This is a genomic window from Halapricum salinum (assembly GCF_004799665.1).
GTDB classification, from domain to species: domain Archaea; phylum Halobacteriota; class Halobacteria; order Halobacteriales; family Haloarculaceae; genus Halapricum; species Halapricum salinum.
Window position 1 is genome coordinate 178,882 of record NZ_CP031310.1, and the last position, 17,625, is coordinate 196,506.

The 17,625-nt window shown below is 65.0% G+C and carries 17 protein-coding genes; 10 read left to right on the forward strand and 7 right to left on the reverse strand.

Going from position 1 to position 17,625, the window contains the following annotated elements; all coding sequences use genetic code 11:
- Positions 1 to 9 precede the first annotated feature (9 nt).
- Complete coding sequence (locus DV733_RS00900; protein WP_049993312.1) at positions 10 to 1,344, reverse strand: cytochrome P450; 1,335 nt, start codon at positions 1,342 to 1,344, stop codon at positions 10 to 12.
- Between the two features lie 298 nt (positions 1,345 to 1,642).
- On the opposite strand from DV733_RS00900, the gene DV733_RS00905 reads away from it, so the two are divergent.
- Entirely contained in the window at positions 1,643 to 2,260 is a 618-nt protein-coding gene (locus DV733_RS00905; protein ID WP_049993313.1) for a hypothetical protein, read from the forward strand.
- A 638-nt stretch (positions 2,261 to 2,898) separates the two neighbouring features.
- Positions 2,899 to 3,336: an acyl-CoA thioesterase gene (locus tag DV733_RS00910; protein ID WP_049993315.1), complete on the forward strand. Its 438-nt coding sequence runs from the start codon at positions 2,899 to 2,901 to the stop codon at positions 3,334 to 3,336.
- A gap of 1 nt (position 3,337) precedes the next feature.
- Here the strand turns inward: DV733_RS00910 and DV733_RS00915 are convergent, their stop codons facing one another.
- Positions 3,338 to 4,249, reverse strand: coding sequence for a type IV pilin (locus DV733_RS00915; protein ID WP_049993316.1), 912 nt, complete (start codon positions 4,247 to 4,249; stop codon positions 3,338 to 3,340).
- Between the two features lie 158 nt (positions 4,250 to 4,407).
- On the opposite strand from DV733_RS00915, the gene DV733_RS00920 reads away from it, so the two are divergent.
- Positions 4,408 to 4,692, forward strand: coding sequence for a translation initiation factor eIF-1A (locus DV733_RS00920; protein WP_049993317.1), 285 nt, complete (start codon positions 4,408 to 4,410; stop codon positions 4,690 to 4,692).
- A gap of 45 nt (positions 4,693 to 4,737) precedes the next feature.
- On the opposite strand, the gene DV733_RS00925 is transcribed toward DV733_RS00920, so the two are convergent.
- On the reverse strand, positions 4,738 to 5,709 hold the full coding sequence (locus DV733_RS00925) for an aldo/keto reductase (RefSeq protein ID WP_049993318.1): 972 nt from the start codon (positions 5,707 to 5,709) through the stop codon (positions 4,738 to 4,740).
- Between the two features lie 59 nt (positions 5,710 to 5,768).
- Positions 5,769 to 6,809, reverse strand: a complete 1,041-nt coding sequence (locus tag DV733_RS00930) for an NAD(P)/FAD-dependent oxidoreductase (protein WP_049993319.1) — start codon at positions 6,807 to 6,809, stop codon at positions 5,769 to 5,771.
- Positions 6,810 to 6,954: 145 nt separating this feature from the next.
- Between DV733_RS00930 and DV733_RS00935 the strand changes: the two genes are divergently transcribed.
- Positions 6,955 to 8,004: a glycosyltransferase family 4 protein gene (locus tag DV733_RS00935; protein WP_049993320.1), complete on the forward strand. Its 1,050-nt coding sequence runs from the start codon at positions 6,955 to 6,957 to the stop codon at positions 8,002 to 8,004.
- On the opposite strand, the gene DV733_RS00940 is transcribed toward DV733_RS00935, so the two are convergent.
- Both DV733_RS00940 and DV733_RS00945 read right to left on the reverse strand, forming a co-directional pair.
- Positions 8,001 to 8,354, reverse strand: coding sequence for a DUF7510 family protein (locus DV733_RS00940; RefSeq protein ID WP_049993321.1), 354 nt, complete (start codon positions 8,352 to 8,354; stop codon positions 8,001 to 8,003). The two genes, DV733_RS00935 and DV733_RS00940, sit on opposite strands and share 4 nt — an antisense overlap.
- Positions 8,355 to 8,431: 77 nt before the next feature.
- The gene (locus DV733_RS00945; RefSeq protein ID WP_049993322.1) at positions 8,432 to 9,787 is read right to left on the reverse strand and encodes a S8 family serine peptidase; all 1,356 of its coding nucleotides are present in this window, start codon (positions 9,785 to 9,787) and stop codon (positions 8,432 to 8,434) included.
- Positions 9,788 to 9,941: 154 nt separating this feature from the next.
- Between DV733_RS00945 and DV733_RS00950 the strand changes: the two genes are divergently transcribed.
- The 4 genes from DV733_RS00950 (at position 9,942) to DV733_RS00965 (ending at position 14,229) form a co-directional block, all read left to right on the forward strand.
- Positions 9,942 to 10,961 carry an amidohydrolase family protein gene (locus tag DV733_RS00950; RefSeq protein ID WP_049993323.1) on the forward strand — a complete coding sequence of 340 codons (1,020 nt, stop codon included), beginning with the start codon at positions 9,942 to 9,944 and terminating at the stop codon, positions 10,959 to 10,961.
- Between the two features lie 56 nt (positions 10,962 to 11,017).
- Complete coding sequence (locus tag DV733_RS00955; RefSeq protein WP_049993324.1) at positions 11,018 to 12,892, forward strand: SLC13 family permease; 1,875 nt, start codon at positions 11,018 to 11,020, stop codon at positions 12,890 to 12,892.
- A gap of 72 nt (positions 12,893 to 12,964) precedes the next feature.
- Positions 12,965 to 13,603, forward strand: a complete 639-nt coding sequence (locus DV733_RS00960) for a hypothetical protein (protein ID WP_049993325.1) — start codon at positions 12,965 to 12,967, stop codon at positions 13,601 to 13,603.
- A complete protein-coding gene (locus DV733_RS00965; protein ID WP_049993326.1) occupies positions 13,600 to 14,229 on the forward strand; it encodes a hypothetical protein in 630 nt (209 codons plus the stop codon). Before DV733_RS00960 ends, DV733_RS00965 begins: the two co-directional genes overlap by 4 nt.
- Positions 14,230 to 14,267: 38 nt before the next feature.
- On the opposite strand, the gene DV733_RS00970 is transcribed toward DV733_RS00965, so the two are convergent.
- Complete coding sequence (locus DV733_RS00970) at positions 14,268 to 14,516, reverse strand: hypothetical protein (protein WP_049993327.1); 249 nt, start codon at positions 14,514 to 14,516, stop codon at positions 14,268 to 14,270.
- 176 nt (positions 14,517 to 14,692) lie between these two features.
- On the opposite strand from DV733_RS00970, the gene trkA reads away from it, so the two are divergent.
- The gene (gene trkA, locus DV733_RS00975; protein WP_049993328.1) at positions 14,693 to 16,024 is read left to right on the forward strand and encodes a Trk system potassium transporter TrkA; all 1,332 of its coding nucleotides are present in this window, start codon (positions 14,693 to 14,695) and stop codon (positions 16,022 to 16,024) included.
- Between the two features lies 1 nt (position 16,025).
- The gene (locus DV733_RS00980; protein WP_049993329.1) at positions 16,026 to 17,582 is read left to right on the forward strand and encodes a TrkH family potassium uptake protein; all 1,557 of its coding nucleotides are present in this window, start codon (positions 16,026 to 16,028) and stop codon (positions 17,580 to 17,582) included.
- The last annotated feature ends 43 nt before the right edge of the window (positions 17,583 to 17,625 follow it).

The following is a 17,625-nucleotide window of genomic DNA, read 5'->3' on the forward strand; positions in this document are numbered from 1 at the left end:
GTGGGTTTCTCACTCCCTCGATACGACCCGAAGGTCTAGTCCGCCGGCCGGCCGGAGCGTGATCGCTGGGGAGAGATCGAGCGCCGTCTCCGGGACTGTCTCGAAGCGGGCCGACTGGAGCAAGCGAGCGAGGACGAGTCGTGCTTCGAGCAGGGCAAACCGATCGCCGACACAGCGACGCGGGCCGCCACCGAACGGGAAATACGCGAAGGGGCGACGGTCGTCCCGGCCGGTGCGCGCCCAGCGTTCAGGATCGAACGCCAGCGGATTGTCGTAGAACCTGGGATCGCGGTGGATCACCCACTGTGACATCGTGACCGTCGTACCCTCGGGAACGCGATAGCCACCGATCTCGTCGTCTGTGGTCGGCTCTCTGACGATTCCGGGGACCGGCGGGTACAGCCGCATGCTCTCGCGGACGACCCGCTCCAGATACGGCAGGTCGGCGAGATCTGTGACCGTAGGGGGCTGGCCCGCGAGGACGTCTTCGAGTTCGGCCTGGACGCGTCGCTCGACCTCGGGGTGGGTGGCGAGCAGGTAGCTCGTGAACGTCAGCGACTGGGCGGTGGTCTCGTGGCCGGCCAGCAGTAGTGTCAGGACCTGGTCGCGGATCGTCTCGGCGTCCATCTCGGTCCTGAGAAGCATCGAGACGACGTCGCCGGCGTCCTCACCGTCCCGGCGTTCGGCGATGATATCCGCGACGACCCGATCGAGGGTCTCGCGGGCGCTGCGGTACTGTCTGTTGTCGCTGATGGGAAGCCACTCGGGGATGTCGACGGGGCGGCCGGTCTGCCGACGGAAGTGCTCCATGACGGTTCCGAGCGCGTCACCGACGTCGGTTTCGGCGTCGCGGATGTCGACCCCGAACAGCGCGTCGGCGACGATCTCCAGGGTGAGCGCCATCATGTCTTCGTGGACGTTCCGTACTTCGGGGGTGTCCCAGCGGTCGAGCAGGCGGTCGCTGAAATCGACCATCGTCTCGCCGTAACCGGCGATCCGATCGGGGTGGAAGGCTGGCTCGATCTGGTGGCGCTGCTCGCGCCAGGTCTCGCCCTCGGCTTTCAGGAGTCCCGTCCCGAGCAGCTCCAGTCGATTCTGGAAGAACTCGCCTTTGACGTACTGTTCGTTGTTTTCGACGAGGACGTGCCGCACGTGATCCGGATGGAAGAGCGCGTAGAAGTCCTGGCCGCGTGCGAAATCGATCTTCACGACGTCGCCGTACTCCCTCGCGGACTCGGTCATGAACGAGAGTCGGTTGCTCGCGAGTTGGCGGGTGTTGCCGATCAACGGGAGACCCGACGGCCCCGGGGGGACCTGCTCGGACACTGGAGGGTCGTCGTTCATAGTGCTGGATCGATGGCTCACTCCTTGAACGTTGGCCCCCCGATTGGAGGGCGCTGCTCGATCACTACTTCACCCGGCAGGGGTCGTTCGAACGGGGAGCGTCTGCTCTCGAAGCGCCGCGTTTCTCGACGGCGAGACTCCCGTCGAGCGTGGTGGGATCGACGCCGGTGTCCAGGTCGATCTCGCCGCTGGTCGCCAAGCTGGCTGGAGCGCACGAGGTCCGTCTTCGCGCTCTTCCGGGACGGTGGCCCGCAGTGGCCGTCAGCTACAACACGTTCGCGACCGTCCTCGGAGCACGATGACTGTCCGTAGGGTCGCCCGCGTCCGAGCGGCCCTGAGCGACTGGCTCCCGACCAGGCGGAGCGACTGGCGACTCATGGGCCGGACGATCCGGCTCGTGCTCTCGCGTGTGAGTTATGCGCTCTTCGCAGTCGTGGCCGCTACAGTCGCGCTGATGGTGTTCTCGCTCACGCAGAATTTCTGGTTTCTCGTGGACGTGCTGGGATTCGAGTTTCTCTCTCTGGAAGACAAGCTCTACATCGTCCTCGATCAGTACCCGCTCGTGGGGACGCAGTTCGATCTGTTCCAGAGTCTCCTGTTGTACACCGTAGCGATCCTGACGGGCGCGAACCTGACGCTGGCGGTGTATCACGTCCGCGAGCACGGCCTGAATCTGAAGACTGGCGGCGCGGGGACGCTCGGAACGATCTTCGCGATTCTCGGGGTCGGGTGTGCGGCCTGTGGCTCGGCGGTGCTCGTCGGCCTGCTGTCGCTCTTTGGAGCCTCCTCGACGCTGTTGTTGTTGCCCATGGAGGGCCTGGAGTTGCTGGTGGTCGCGCTGGTGTTGCTCGTGCTCTCGATCTACTGGCTCGCCGAGGGGATGCGCGGCGACCAGATTCACGGCTGCCCCGTCTAGCAATTCGTGGGTGTGTTGTCGCTCTTTGCTCGGCAGAACTCACTGCCACAGGATTCGACGACCCAAGAACGCTCGCATCACGCTCGCTAGGAAACGACAGAACCGCTGTGGTCAACAACTCAGGAAAGCCCTCACCACGTCTTCGCGCGGCCGGCGGCCGCGCGAATGGTCCGAGAGAGCTTCCTCTCTCGCTACTCGCGGTCGCTGAGCAAGATATCTTCGCTCACTTCGTTCGCTCAGATAGAGCTTGCTCAGGCGACTCACTTTCAGCGCGACCGCGGGTTCGCCCTTTCAGTCCTCCAGGGCCGCGACCGCAACCGCAGTATCGTAGCCCCACTCCTCCCCGGCCGCGCGCAGTCCTGCGCGCGGCACGCTTCCTGACCGCTCCGCGGTGGCCGGGAGCGAGTGCCACGACAATAGTCGTGGTCGAAGCGACCCGGGGAAGGGCAGGCCTGCTGTGCGGTACCTGGTGGATCGAAAGGGCGAGTCGAGGGCGTTCCCTGCCTGTTGTTTGCGGTGCAGCCACTATTTCCTGGCCAGCGAGTCGATGGCAGTCCTGCGTCGAGCGCAGCACCAATATCAGAATCACAATCGCCTAGCCCCCAGAGCCAAGAGCGTCCCGCCAGAAGTCACGAGTAATGCCAACGCCGTCAGACACGTTCATCGAGAACAGAGACCGCATTCAGCCCAACCAGACCAACAACTACGACACGGCTCACGGGGGGATCGTGATGAAGTTCATGGACGAGGTCGGCGCGATGTCGGCGATGCGCTTCTCGGGCGAGCAGTGCGTCACCGCGGCCGTCGACGCGCTGGATTTCAAGCGGCCGATCCCCCGCGGTGACATCGCAGTCGTCACAGCCTGGGTGTTCGACGAGGGCGAGACGAGCGTCAAAGTGCGGCTGACGGCCGAACGCGAGAACCCACTGACCGGCGAGTGCGAGCGCACCAGCGAGTCGGTGTTCACTTTCGTCGCGATCGACGAGGACGGCCGCCCGGTCACGGTTCCCGATCTCGAAATCGAGAGCGAGCGAGACGAACAACTCCGCGACCGCGGACTGGACGCTCAGAACTAATTCAGCCGCCAGGACATGTCACGCCGGGGGCGTCGTAGGTCGTCTCGGTGGCCGTGCTGGTGTCTTCGATCACGACGGTATCGCCGAGGAGGACACTGTTGTCGTAGGACGCTTGCACGTCGACGAGTTTGAGCGTGCTCTGGTCACAGCCCGGTGAGAACACGAGATAGATGTCGTTGGTCGGCTCGCTCCCGCCGGCGGTGGGGACGACCTGATCCCCCTGGATCTCGTAGGCATCCGCGCCAGCGTCCGGCGGGGCCTCGGCGTCGTAGTCGGCGTTGTCCGCGAGGACGATCACCCACGTCGGGCCATCGAGCCCTTCCAGCGAGCGGTCGTAGCGCTGGACGTAGTGCCAGCCGTTCGTCACCGAGATCGGGCCCTCGCCGTCGGCCGTGCCCTCGCCCTGCGGGTCGATGTACAGCGAGAACTCGTAGCTCGGGTCGAACAGCGACACTTCGCGGTCTTCGACGATCACCGAGGCGAACGGGACGCTCGCCCCCGGCAGCGAGCAGGCCGTGGCCGTCTCGACCTCGTGGCTGGCGATCAGATACGACCGGCCGCTCTGCTCACGCGAGCGGATCGTGAGTTCGTTGCCGGGGAACAGACATCGGAGCCGGCGCTGTTCGGACAGTCCATCGCCGCGCCAGGAGTAGACGCGCTGGCCATCGACCAGCAGATCGAATCGGGTGTCGTCTTCCATGTACGTCGGTGTCACCGCGAGCACACCGCTGGCGCTCCGGTCGAACTGGAACGATGCCTCCGGACGCGGTGTCGGCTCCTCGTCGGGGAGGAAGGTCAACGCGCCGACAGTGAGAACCGTCGCGATCACGACGACCACGGCCACCATGAGGATCGTTCCGATGACTGGCGTCGCTGCGTTGTCGTCCATCCCGTCGAGGGGACCAACCCACATACAGCCGGATGTTAGGGGTACGACAGTATATAGCCCCGGAAGCGGTTTCAGCGTCAGAACGAACCGCTCGCTGTCCGCCGCGGCCTCACGCGAGCGCCGTGAGTCGTGATACCGTGATCCTCAGATCACTTATCCGTCTTCGACTCTTCCATAGCTGCATGAGCAACGATTCACAGCGGAAGAATCTTCGGATGCCGTCGAGTGACGAAGTGTTTGCAGTCGTGACACAACACAACGGCGGCAACCACGTGCGACTCCAGTGCCAGGACGGGGAGACCCGGATGGGCCGGATCCCGGGCCGGATGAAGTACCGCACCTGGATCAACGAGGGCGACGTCGTGCTCGCCGAACCGTGGGACTGGCAGGACGAGAAGGCCAACGTCGAGTGGCGCTACTCCGAGCAGGACGCCGAGCAGCTCCGCCGCGAAGGCCACATCGAATAATCGACCCCTCTTTTTGGCGAGCAGTCTTTTGCTGCCCACCCCTGATCAGTCGTGGCCGAAGACCGCGACCGGCTGGTAGGGGGCTTCGAGGTACTCGACGTCCGAGGACGAGAGGTCGACCTCCAGGGCCTCGACGGCCGCTTCGAGGTGTTCGATACTGGAGGTGCCCACGATCGGCGCGTCGACGTTGTCGTTCTGGAAGTGCCAGGCCAGCGCGATCTGGGCCATCGTCACACCCTTCTCGTCGGCGAGTTCCCCGACGCGGGTGTTGATCTCCTCGCTGGCAGGTCCCTCGTGATAGGGCGTCCCGAGATCGGTCTCGTGCTCGCCGCGGGCCGTCTCGGTGAACTGCTCGTGGGGCCGCGTGAGATAGCCGGCTCCCAGCGGCGACCACGGCAGCACGCCGATGTCTTCCCGGTTGCAGATCGGGTACATCTCCCGTTCCTCTTCGCGGTAGGCCAGGTGATAGAGGTTCTGCATCGTCTCGAAGCGCGCCATCCCGGGACGCTCGCCGAGATGGAGTGCGCGCTGGAACTGGTGGGCCCACATCGAGGAGGCCCCGACGTGGCGAACCTTGCCACGGCGGACCACGTCGTCGAGCGCCCGCAGCGTCGTCTCGATGGGCGTGTCGTCGTCCCAGCGGTGGATCTGGTAGAGGTCGACGGTGTCCATCCCCAGCCGGTCCAGGGAGTTATCCAGCTCCTGTTCGATCGTCTTCCGGGAGAGGCCGGTAGCGTTGGGATGGTCGCTCGCAGCCTCGAACCGGACCTTGGTCGCGACCACCTGTTCGTCCCGGTCGTAGTCGGCGAGGACGTCACCGAGGATCGCCTCGCTCTCGCCGGCCGAATAGGCGTTTGCGGTGTCGAAGAAGTTGATCCCGAGGTCGATCGCGCGCTCGACGAGTTCGCGACCCTCATCGGCGTCGAGCATCCAGTCGTCCTGGCTGCCGAAGCTCATACAGCCCAGGCAGATTTTCGAGACCTTCATCCCGGTCGAACCGAGTGTCGTGTACTCCATGATGGTCTCTCACTCTCACGGCTCGGGGATACGTCTGGCGGCTGCCCCGCCCACGACACTCACAGGCGATACGCCAGCTTCTCTCCGGTTTCCAGCCCGTTTCGTAGCGCCGCGTGAACCCGGCCTTCGCCGGGGATCCAGTCGCCCACACAGTACAGACCGAACTCCTCGGCGGCCGACTCGACCGGCCCCTTCTGCACAGCACCGTCAGGGATGGCGTAGCGCCAGCCCTGGTGGTCGGTCCAGTCGGGCTCTCGCAGCCGGTCGTCGTCCAGCAACTCGGCCGTCAGATCGATCAGTTCCGCGACGTTGTCCTCGGCGTCGCGTTCGTAGTACTCCTCGGACCAGTCCTGGCCGGCCTGCACTATCAGGAGAGACTCGCCGTCGGGGACGTGGCCGGGCTTGCACTCCTCGCGAGAGAGCCAGCCGATCTCGTGGTCCTTGTCGGTGTTTATGACTGCGTAGTAGGGCCGATCCAGTTCGAACGGATAGTGCAGAACGGCGGTCCAGACACTCCGGTAGGGGACCGCGTCGACGGCCGCCACCAGATCCTCCCGCAGGTCGGCGTCCCACTCGGCGTCCCGGAGCAACTGTGCGGTCTGCGGTGCCGGCGGATTCAACAGGAGCACGTCGAAGGGACCCCAGGTCTCGCCGTCGGTGTCTGTCAGTCGCCACTGCTCGCCCTCCCGGTGGACCGTCTCGACGCGCGTCCGCCGGTGGACGGTCGCGTCGGTCTCGCCCAGCAGCCGTTTGGCTATTTGCGTGAGGCCCGCCTCGTAACTCCACTTGTGGTCGTCACTGTCTCGGCCCTCGTGGATCTCGCCGTCGGCCTCGTAGGCGTAGATCGGTCCCGCAGTGTCGACGAGTCCGTCGCTATCGAGGGTTTCGGTCAGCAACTCGGTGACTCGTGGATCGTCGTCCTTGACGTAGTTCGCGCCGTAGTCGTAGGTCACGGGCCCGCGTCGGCGCGTGGCCGCGCGGCCGCACAGCCCGCCCGACTTCTCGAGCACCGTCACCTCGGCGTCACCGACTGTCTGCTCGATCACGAACGTCGCGGCCGCCGCGGCCGCACCCGCACCGACGACTCCGATCGATGGCATACTCGACTTTCGACCTTCGCCTACAAAATCGCCCGCTTTCGTCACCCCCGTAGTCGCCCACCTCGAGACCGCCGGTAGGGTTATCGGGACCGGAGCCATCAGTATCAGATATGCACGCTAGCAATTCACAATCCAGGAGGGGACGATGCCACCGACAGTCCTGATGCTCGGCTGGGGCTACCCACCGAACGTGACCGGCGGGCTCGACACGGCTATCTACGAATTGATCGAGGCGTTCAAACTGCGAGACGACTTCGAGATCGAACTCGTCCTGCCCGCGGAGTTCGCCCCCGAGGACGAGCCGAACATCTACGGCGTCGAGACCGACGACGGTGACTTCATCACGCGGGTCAACGCGATGGTCGACACCTTCCGCGAGCGCGCTGGCGACGCCGACATCGTCCACACGAACGACTGGTTCGGGTACAAACCCGGCTCGGAAGCCAAAGAGGCCCACGACGTCCCGTGGGTGACGTGTTTCCACTCGCTGTCCGCCGAGCGCAACCGCGACCCGCCACCGGTCGAACTCGAAGCCGAGCGCAACATCGTCGAGGAGGCCGACCACCTGCTGACGGTCAGCGAGATTACGCGCGATCGAATCCGCGAGCAGTTCGGCGGCGACCCCCAGGTCATCTACAACGGCTTCCCGACGCTGGAGCCGACCGGGCGCGACCTGAAGGTCGAACTCGGGATCGACGACACCATGGTGTTGTTCGTCGGCCGCCACACCCACCAGAAGGGGATCGACCACTTGCTCGCGGCCATCGAGCGGCTGAGCCGGGAGGACCTGACGCTCGTCGTCGGTGGCTCGGGCCATCTCACCGATCAGCTCGAACGCTTCGCCGAGTTACTCGATATCGAGGAACAGGTCCGATTCGTCGGCTACGTCCCCGAGGAGGAACTGGCCGACTACTACGCCAGCGCCGATCTGTTCGTCTCGCCCGCGGTCGCCGAACCGTTCGGGCTGGCCGTCGTCGAAGCACTCTCAGTCGATACGCGGGTCGTCACGACCGAGTGCGGTGCCGCCGAGATCCTGCCCGACAACTGCCTGGTAGCGGTCGACCCCGCGTCGCGATCTATCGCCCGTGGAATCAACCGGGCGCTGGCGATGGACGACCCCATTGAGTACGAGATGCGCGGCTGGGATCAGGTCGCTGCCGAACACGCCGCCTTCTACAGCGAGATCCTCGACTAGCGAAGCAGGCGGACGTCGGTCGCTGGCTCGTGGTGGACGATCCGGCTGCCCGACAGCCGACCCGACCGCCCCATCCCGAGACCGCCCGAGCGATCGTACGGCGTCTCTGTCCGCCCGGACGTACTGTCGACTTCCTCGTCGTCGCTGTCCTGACCCGACAGCCCTGGTTGGTACGGACCGTTGGAGAGGTCGCTTTTGTCCTGACCGACGACGTCCTCCGGAGGGAGATAGATCCGCTCGCCACTCCGTGACTGGACGATTACCGCGACGTTGCGCTCGCCGGTGATCGTCAGGATCGTCCGGCCGTTCCTGATCCGTGCCTCGAATCCGGCCTCGGTTTCGGTCGACATACCACACACTGGGGCGAGCAGCCTCTTAACGGTACGTGCGAAAAATCGGATGCAGTTGGGATACCGCGTCGCCGGTGTTACAGCGCGTCGACGACGTTCAGGTAGCCACTCCCGTAGTAGGCCTTCTCGTAGCCTGACGGGACGTCGGCGGCCCGTTTCAGCGCCGACTCGACCTGGTTGGCGTTGTATCTCGGGTTTGCGCTCTTGACGAGTGCGGCCGCGCCGGCGACGTTGGGCGCTGCCATCGAAGTCCCGGCCTTCCAGCCGTAGCCGGGGACCTGCGTGTCCGGTTCGCCGTCGCCGTCGGTATCGACGTAGTCGAAGACGGCGTTGAACACGAGGTCGTTGAACCACGGGACGCCCGTTCCGATCGCGTCGGTATCGGCGTCACCACCGGGCGCACCCAGCGTGATCGCGTTGGTTCCGTAGTTGGTGTAGAACGCTGGACTCTCCGGTGGCGCTGCCAGATCGGAGAGTTCGCCGTCACCGTCCGCGTCCCAGCCGTAGCCGATCGGACCGGTGGCCGCGACCGACAGCGCCTGTGCGCCCTCGTTCGGGAGGCTGATTACGTTGCCGTCGTGCTGGAGGTCGGCGCTATCGTTTCCGGCCGCGATGACCAGCAACGTCCCCTCCTTGTTCGCGTAGGTCATCGTGCTGTTGAGCACCTTGCCGTAGAACTGCCCGAACTGGCCGTCGTTTCTGGGCACCGGATAGGCGCCCAGCGAGAGGTTGGCCACGTCGGCCCCGACGTTCGCGCTGTAGACGACCGCCGCGAGGATGTCGGCAAACGAGGCTCCGCCTTCAGCAGAGAACACCCGACAGTCCACGAGGTCGGTCTTCGGTGCGGTCCCGTTGACGCCGATTCCTCCGCCGTTGTCAGCGGCGATGATTCCCGCGACGTGCGTCCCGTGATCGTCTCCCCCGACGGGGTTGTGGTCGCCGCCGTCGCCGGTGAAGTTCCGCGAGAGGTCGAGGTTCAGCGGTCCCGCGAGGTCGGGATGGCTCTCCAGCACGCCCGAATCGATGACGGAGACTCGTGTCCCTTCGCCTTCAGTTACTTCGTGGGCTTGGGGGACGTCCAGGTCGGCCTTGTCCCACTGCAGGAAGTCGCCGGGCTGCCCCTCGTAGTCTGCCGCGTCGAGCGTCGGCGTCTCGGTGTTCACCTCGGGCTCGTTCAACTGAATCTCGAGGTCGGGCGCGAATCTCTTGACCGCTTTCGACTTTCGGACTGCCCTCTCGGACCCCTCGACGACGGTGAACCTGACACCGGGCATCTCGTGGACCACGTCGAGTCCGCGCGGCGTCCGCTTGCCACGCGTCTGGACGATGAATCGATCGGAGCGTGTCGCGGCTGTCACTGTCGTTCCCGCTGCGATTCCACCCAGTACCCCACCGCTGAGGGTGAGGAATTGTCGCCGTGAATACCCCGGCATAGTATGTCATGCGTACCCATGGGTAATAAAATCCACCCACGCCAGCGTAAAGACAATATCCCATACATAGGATTAGACATACCTCTGTATGAATAACATTTGACGTCGTTTCTGGCTCGAAACCATCAAGCGGCCGTCGGCCCAATCACCGATAATGGAACTGGAAGGGACGATTCTCCGCGGCCGCGAGTTCGAGCCAGTCGAGGGGCGCGTCGTCGTCGAGGACGGCCGGATCGACGCGATAGAAGAAACCGAAACAGACAGCGACGCCATCGTCGTGCCGGCGTTCGTCAACGCCCACACGCACATCGGCGACTCCATCGCCAAGGAGGCCGGGGCAGGCCTCAGCCTGGACGAACTGGTCGCCCCGCCCGACGGGCTGAAACACAGACTGTTGCGCCAGGCGTCTCGCGAGGAGAAAGTCCAGGCGATGCGCCGATCTCTCCGGTTCATGGAACAGAGCGGGACGGGCGCGTTCGTCGAGTTCCGCGAGGGCGGCGTCGAGGGCGTCGAGTTACTCGAAGACGCCCTGGAGGGGCTGGCCATCGAGGGCGTCACGCTCGGTCGGGAGACGACCGACGCCATGGAAGCCAGTGACGGCTTCGGGGCCAGCGGCGCGCGCGACGGCGACTTCGAGAGTGAGCGCAACGCGACCCGCAGTGCCGGCAAGCTGTTCGGGATCCACACTGGCGAGCGCGACAGCGCCGACATCAACCCCGCGATGGATCTCAGTCCCGACTTCCTCGTGCACATGGTCCACCCCGAACCGCTCCACCTCGAACGCCTGGACGACGAGGCCACGCCAGTGGTGGTCTGCCCGCGCTCGAACCTCGTGACCGGCGTGGGCGTCCCGCCGATTCGGGAACTCCTGAATCGGACGACCGTCGCGCTCGGAACCGACAACGTCTTTCTCAACAGTCCCTCGATGTTCCGCGAGATGGAGTTCGCCAACAAACTCGCCGACGTCAGCGCTCGCGAAGTGCTGGGGATGGCGACCTGGGCCGGCGCGGATATCGCCGGTCTGGACTGTGGCGTCCTCGAAGAGGGCAAGCGGGCACGACTGCTCGCGCTCGACGGCGACACCGACAACCTCGCGGGCGCACAGGACGTCGTCCGGGCTGTCGTCCGACGTGCTGGCGTCGACGACGTGCGCGAGGTCGTGCTTCCGGAGTGAGATCGGCCGTCGCCACAGGCCGCACCTATTTGTGAATCCTCCGAGAACGGCTGGCAATGGCGACGGTGACGACCGGCATGCTGCTGGTGTTCGGATTGATCGGGGTAGCGCTGGTGCTGTTCGTCACCGAGTGGCTGCCCCCGGACATCACGGCGATCGGCGTCCTGGTTTCGCTGGTCGTCTTCGAACCCTATACGAGCGTCCCGCCAGCGGACGCCATCGCCGGGTTCGCCAGTTCGGCGACGGTCACGATCATCGCGATGTATATCCTCAGCGCGGGGATTCAGGAGACCGGAATCGTCGACCGACTCGGCGTCCATCTCGCTCGACTCACGAAAGGCAGCGAGCGCAAGCTACTGGGAGCCACAGTCGGAACGACCGGCGTCGCAGCGGGGATCATCAACAACACGCCTGTCGTGGCCGTGTTCATTCCGATGATCACCGGTATCGCCGATCGGACGCACGTCTCGCCGTCGAAACTCCTGTTGCCGCTTTCGTACGCGGCGATGCTCGGCGGCACGCTGACGCTGATCGGAACCTCGACGAACATTCTCGCCAGCGACCTCGCTGCAGAACTGGCCGCACAGAGCCCCCAGCAGTACCCCAGTCTGCACGCCTTTTCGATGTTCGAGTTCACGCCCGTCGGGGTCGTCGTCCTGCTGGTCGGCTCCGCGTATCTGCTGACGATCGGGCGCAGACTGACACCCGCCCGGATCGAGCCGACCGCCGACCTCACCGCGGAGTTCGACCTGGACGACCATCTCTCGCGAGTCAGCGTCCGCGAGGAATCGCCGCTGATCGGACACGTCATCGACGAGGCCGACGAGATGATCGAGACCGAACTCGACATCGAGTTCGACCTCCTGCAGGTCGAACGCGACGCCGAGACGTACTTCGCCGACAGCGATCACCGACTCGAAGCCGGGGACGTGCTCGTCGCCCGCTCGACGCTCCAGGACCTCAACCGCGTCACCGAGGCGTTCGACCTCCGCCAGCGCCCCCGTGATTCGGTCGAGGCCGTCGACCTCGCTGGGGCGGACGAACCGGGGACGCTGGTCGAGGCGATCACCCTGCCGGAGTCACGACTGGTCGGGCGCACCGTCGCGGAAGCGAAACTCGAAGAGCGATTCGATACCACTGTGCTCGCGATCAGACGCGGCGAGACGCTCCTGCAGTCGGACCTGGGAGACGTGGCGATCCAGGCCGGCGACACCCTGCTGTTGCGGTCGACTCCCGAGGCGATCGAGTATCTCGACGAGAGCGGCGCTGTCGTCGTCACCCAGCGGGCCAGGTCGGATCGCCCACATCCCGACACCCCTCCGGAGAACGTCGCACCGCTCAGCGCGAAGACGCCACTCGCCCTCGGGATCATGGCCGCCGTGATCGGGGCGGCAGCGCTCGATCTCTTGCCGATCGTGATCGCCGCGCTAGGTGGCGTCTTCGCGATGGTCGCCACTGGTTGTCTTCGGGCCAACGAAGCCTACGACGCCGTCAGCTGGAACGTCATCTTCCTGCTGGCGGGCGTCCTCCCGCTCGGCGTCGCGATGCAGCGAACGGGCGGGGCCGAACTGATCGCCGATCTGCTGGTTCAGAGTGCGGCCGTCCTCCCCGTGTTCGGCGTGCTCGTCCTCTTCTACGTGCTGACGGGCCTGCTCGCGAACGTCATCACGCCCGTCGCCAGCGTCGTGTTGCTGGTGCCCATCGCCGCCGAGACCGCCAGTTCGATCGGCGCGACGGCGTTCACGTTCGTCATGGTCGTGATGTTCGCGGCCAGTTCGGCGTTCATGACTCCCATCGGCTACCAGACGAATCTCATGGTCTACGGCCCCGGTGGGTACAGATTCACCGACTACGTCCGGGTCGGCGCGCCGTTGCAGGCGCTGCTGTCGGTCGTCGCGACGGCGACGATCGTCCTCTACTTCGGTGTGTGACGGTCGCGATGGCAAGCTGTCCGGCCCCCATCGCCACTGGATTTATCCGGGAGTGGTGAGTTGCTCCCGTCGATGACTGACGGATCGGACGAGAGCGTCCCGATCGGGATCGACGACATCGAGGACGCCCTCGAACGGCTGTTTCGTGACGGCCGGACGAACGCCATCGTCGCGTGGGTCATGGTGGGCGTGCTGGCGCTGGTCTTCGGCGAGAGCGTCTTCGAGATCGACTACCAGTGGATCGCGCTCGTGGCCGTCGTCGGCGTCGTCGTACTCATCCCGCCGGCGGCCTACCGCGACTGGCGCGTGATGTTGCCCTGGGAACTGCTGGTGATCGCGCTCTTTCCGATCCTCGTCCGTGGACTGTTCGGCGGCACAGTCGGGACGTTCGCGACCTACTTCGCGCTCGCGGGCCTGGCGCTGCTCGTCATCGTCGAGTTGCACATGTTCACGTCGCTCAGCGTCACTCACTGGTTCGCGGTCGTGCTGGTCGTCCTGACGACGCTGGCCGCCGTCGCAGCCTGGACAGTGTTTCGCTGGAACGCGGATCGCTACCTCGGGACCGCGTTTCTGAGTGACAACGAGTCGCTCATGATCGAGTGGCTGTGGGTGACGCTCGCGGGCTTCTCCGCGGGGATCCTCTTCGACGGCTACTTCAGACGGCGCGATCGTCGGCTCTGGCGTGCGATCAGGCGGGTGATCCGGCGATGAGGCTGTTACCGCGGCCCACTCCGACGAACCAGCAGCGGCTCACGCGACTGATGCAACTGTCGCTGGTGGCGATGGTCGCCTACGGACTCGTGGCCGACCAGCCCAAGGCGATCACCAACGGGGTCATCGCGCTGTTCGTGACCTTCCTACCGGCGGTGCTCGAACGCAACTACGAACTGCCGATCGACCCCTGGCTCGGCCTCTGGATCACGGCCGCAGTGTTCCTCCACACTCTCGGTTCGTCGGGGCTGTACACCCAGATCGGCTGGTGGGATCACGTCACTCACGCCGTCTCAGCCTCGCTGGTCGCGGGCGTCGGCTACACGGCCGCTCGGGCGATCGACCTTCACGACGACCGGATCGCGATTCCGACCCGGTTCGCGTTCGTCTACATCTTCGTCATCGTGCTGGCCTTTGGGGTGATCTGGGAGCTGTTCGAGTTCGCGCTGGACGTCATCGCCGACGCCACCGGCGCGACGATGCCGCTGGCCCAGCGCGGGCTGGACGATACGGTTCGGGACCTGATGTTCAACTCGCTGGGCGCGCTGCTGGTCGCGCTGTTCGGACAGGCCCACCTCACCGGCTTCGCCGACGTCGTCAGAGAACAGTTGCTCGAAGGTGAGTGAGCGTCGGACAACGTGCCGTCGAATCCGTCTCGGCAGTCTCAGGAATCGATCTCGACTTCGACGGGACTCTCGGTCTCCTCGAATCCGTCGTCACCCGCACCGAACAGTCGCCGGACGATCACCGTCACAGCGACCGAGACAAACAGGCTCGCGAAGACGAGCTTCGCGACGCTGGGGCCGTCGGACTGGGTGTCGGCCACTGTGTCCTCGCTTTCCTCGACGGTCTCGTTGGTTCCGAAACGGGCGTCGTCCAGGTGGATCTCGAACAGCGTGATCTTGCGGACCATACCGTATATACACTCGTCTCGGTGAAGACAGTTCCGTCGTCCGCACGCCTGCGGGCTTCGGTGCAGAACGTGCAGGTGGCCCATCGTGCTCGACGTGCAGCAGTGTACACGGATAGAAATCCACTTACAAGAGGGAGCGCAACACCGTTTTCAATGAGTGAACTGGAGGGAGCCTCGTGCGCGTCGTGATCGTCGGGGCTGGCGAAGTCGGTTCGAACGTCGCCGCCAGCCTGGCCGACAGCCACGAGGTCGTGGTGATCGACCTCGACAGCGACCGCGTCGAGGCACTGACCTACTCACTGGACGTGCTCCCGGTCGAAGGCGACGGCTCCGCGCTGGCGACCCTGCAGGAAGCAGGCGTCGAGGACGCCGACATGGTGATCGCCTGCACGGACGACGACGAGACGAACATCGTCACCTGTGGGACGGTCCAGACGATCTCGGACGCGTTCACGATCGCGCGCGTCCGGACGACAAAGTTCCTCGACACCTGGGAGCAGTCCGAAGGTGCACTCGGCGTCGACCTCATGGTCGGCACGAACCTGCTGGCCGCCCAGAGTATCGTCCGCGTGATCGGCCTGCCGGCCGCCGAAGACGTCGACCGCTTCGCCGACGGCCTCGTCCAGATGGCCGAGTTCCCGATCGACGACGAGAGTCCCGTCACTGGCAAATCGGTCGCCGAAGCGGACACCTTCGACTCACTGACGTTCGCTGCCATCATCCGCGACGACGAGGTCGTCATCCCCGACGGGGAGACCTGCCTCCTCGACGGAGACGATCTCGTCGTGATCGGCTCGCCCGAGAGCGTCAGCGGCTTCGCGACGACGATCGCACCGGGAGTCGACGGCGTCTCGGACGTCATGGTCTTCGGCGGCAGCGACATCGGCTACGAGACCGCACAGCTGTTGGGCCAGAAGGGGCTGCACTCCCGTATCGTCGAACCCGATCCCGAACACGCCCGATTCCTTGCCGAGAAGCTCCCGGACGTGACGGTCCTGCAGAACGATCCGACCGACAGGGAGTTCCTCCAGCGCGAGCACATCGCCGACGTCGACGTCGCGATCGCGAGCCTAGACAGCGACGAACAGAACCTCCTGACGGCGTTGCTCGCCAAGCGACTCGGAGCGGACCGCGCCATCGCAATCGTCGAAGACGGTGACTACGCCGACCTGTTCGAGGCCGTCGGTGTCGACGTGGCGGTCAATCCCCGAGAAGCGATCGCCGAGGAGATCACCAGATTCACCCGCGAAAAGCACGCCGAGAACGTCGCGCTGATCGAGGACGACCGCGCCGAGGTGCTGGAAGTCGAGGTCGATGCAGAGAGCGTCCTCGTGGGCCGACCGATCCGAGAATCGATCACCGACCTCCCCGACGGCGTCGTGATCGGTGCGATCACGCGCGACGGAGCGTTCGTCGTCCCGCGGGGGGATACCATCATCCGTGAAGACGATCACATCGTGGTCTTCGCGAGCACGGCGATCGTCGAAGAAGCCATGCAACTGATCTAACATGGCCGGACTCGCTCTCGATATCGATCCGCGCTTGCGCGTGAACTGGCGAGCGTCGCTCAGTCTCGTCGGCACCGTGATAAAGTACCTGAGCGTGCCGCTGTTACTGCCGCTGTTGACTGGCGTGTACTACGGTGAGGGTATCGTTCCGTTCGTCGCCACCATCGCAGCGGTTCTGGTCGTCGGCTTCGGGCTGGAACGGCTCGATCCCGACCCAGACCTGGGTGCGCGAGAAGGACTCCTGATGGTCGCGCTCACGTGGCTGGCGGTCGGCATGGCCGGAACGCTCCCGTATCTGATCGCGGGGACGGGGACCGTCGCCTCGCCGGTCAACGCGCTGTTCGAGTCGATGTCCGGGTTTACGACGACCGGCGCGACCGTTCTCGCGGACATCGGAACCGAGCACCACGACCACTCGATCCTGCTGTGGCGACAGCTCACCCAGTGGCTCGGCGGCATGGGGATCGTCGTCCTCGCGGTGGCGATCCTGCCCGAGCTTTCGGTCGGTGGCGCACAACTGATGGACGCCGAGGCCCCGGGACCGGGAATAGAGAAACTCACGCCGCGGATCAGGACCACGGCACGAGTCCTGTGGCTAGCGTACCTCGGGTTCACGGTACTGGAGTTTGTGTTGCTGTACGGCCTCTATCACGCCGGTTTCGCCGACAATATGCACTTCTACAACGCGATCAGCCACGCGCTCACGACACTGCCGACCGGCGGATTCTCGCCGGAAGCGCGCTCGATCGAGGCGTTCTCCGCGGCCGCACAGTGGGTCATCATTCCGTTCATGGTCGTCGCGGGGACGAACTTTGCGCTGTTCTGGAAGGCGCTGCGCGGCGACTGGACGGTGTTCGGCCGTGATTCGGAGTTCCGATTCTACGCCGGTGTCCTCGCCGTGTTGACGGCACTCGTCGCCGGATTGCTGTACTCGGGGCAGGGGATCGCACAGACGCCGGGTATCGCGCCGATCGTCGGTGAAGTCGAAGATTCGGTCCGGCAAGCGCTGTTCCAGGTCGTCGCGATCGTCACCACCACCGGCTACGCGAGCATGGATTTCAACACCTGGAGTGTCCCCGCGAAATACGCCCTGTTGTTCGCGATGTTCATCGGCGGGTCGGCAGGGTCGACCGGTGGGGGGATCAAGATCATCCGCTGGCTCGTGATCATCAAGTCGATCAAGCGGGAGTTGTTCTCGACAGTCCACCCGGAAGCTGTCAAACCAGTTCGCCTGGGCGGACGTGCACTGGACGAGGATGCGCTTCGGGGGATCCACGCGTTCACGCTACTGTACATCTTCCTGTTCTTCTTCGGGACACTTCTGGTGTTGACGACGTCCTGGCTGGGCGGCTACGAGATCGCACTGCTCGACGGACTCAGTGCGACGGCGTCCTCGATCGGGAACGTCGGGCCCGGATTCGGCGCGGTCGGCCCGATGGGGAACTATCTCGACTTCCCGGTGATCCCGAAACTGTTGCTGATCTTTCTGATGTGGGTCGGCCGGCTGGAGATCCTGCCGGTGTTCGTCTTGTTGACGAGCGCGTATTGGAGATCGTAGCGGCATTTCAGCCGCGTACGTACTGGCGGTCCTGACCGAGCAG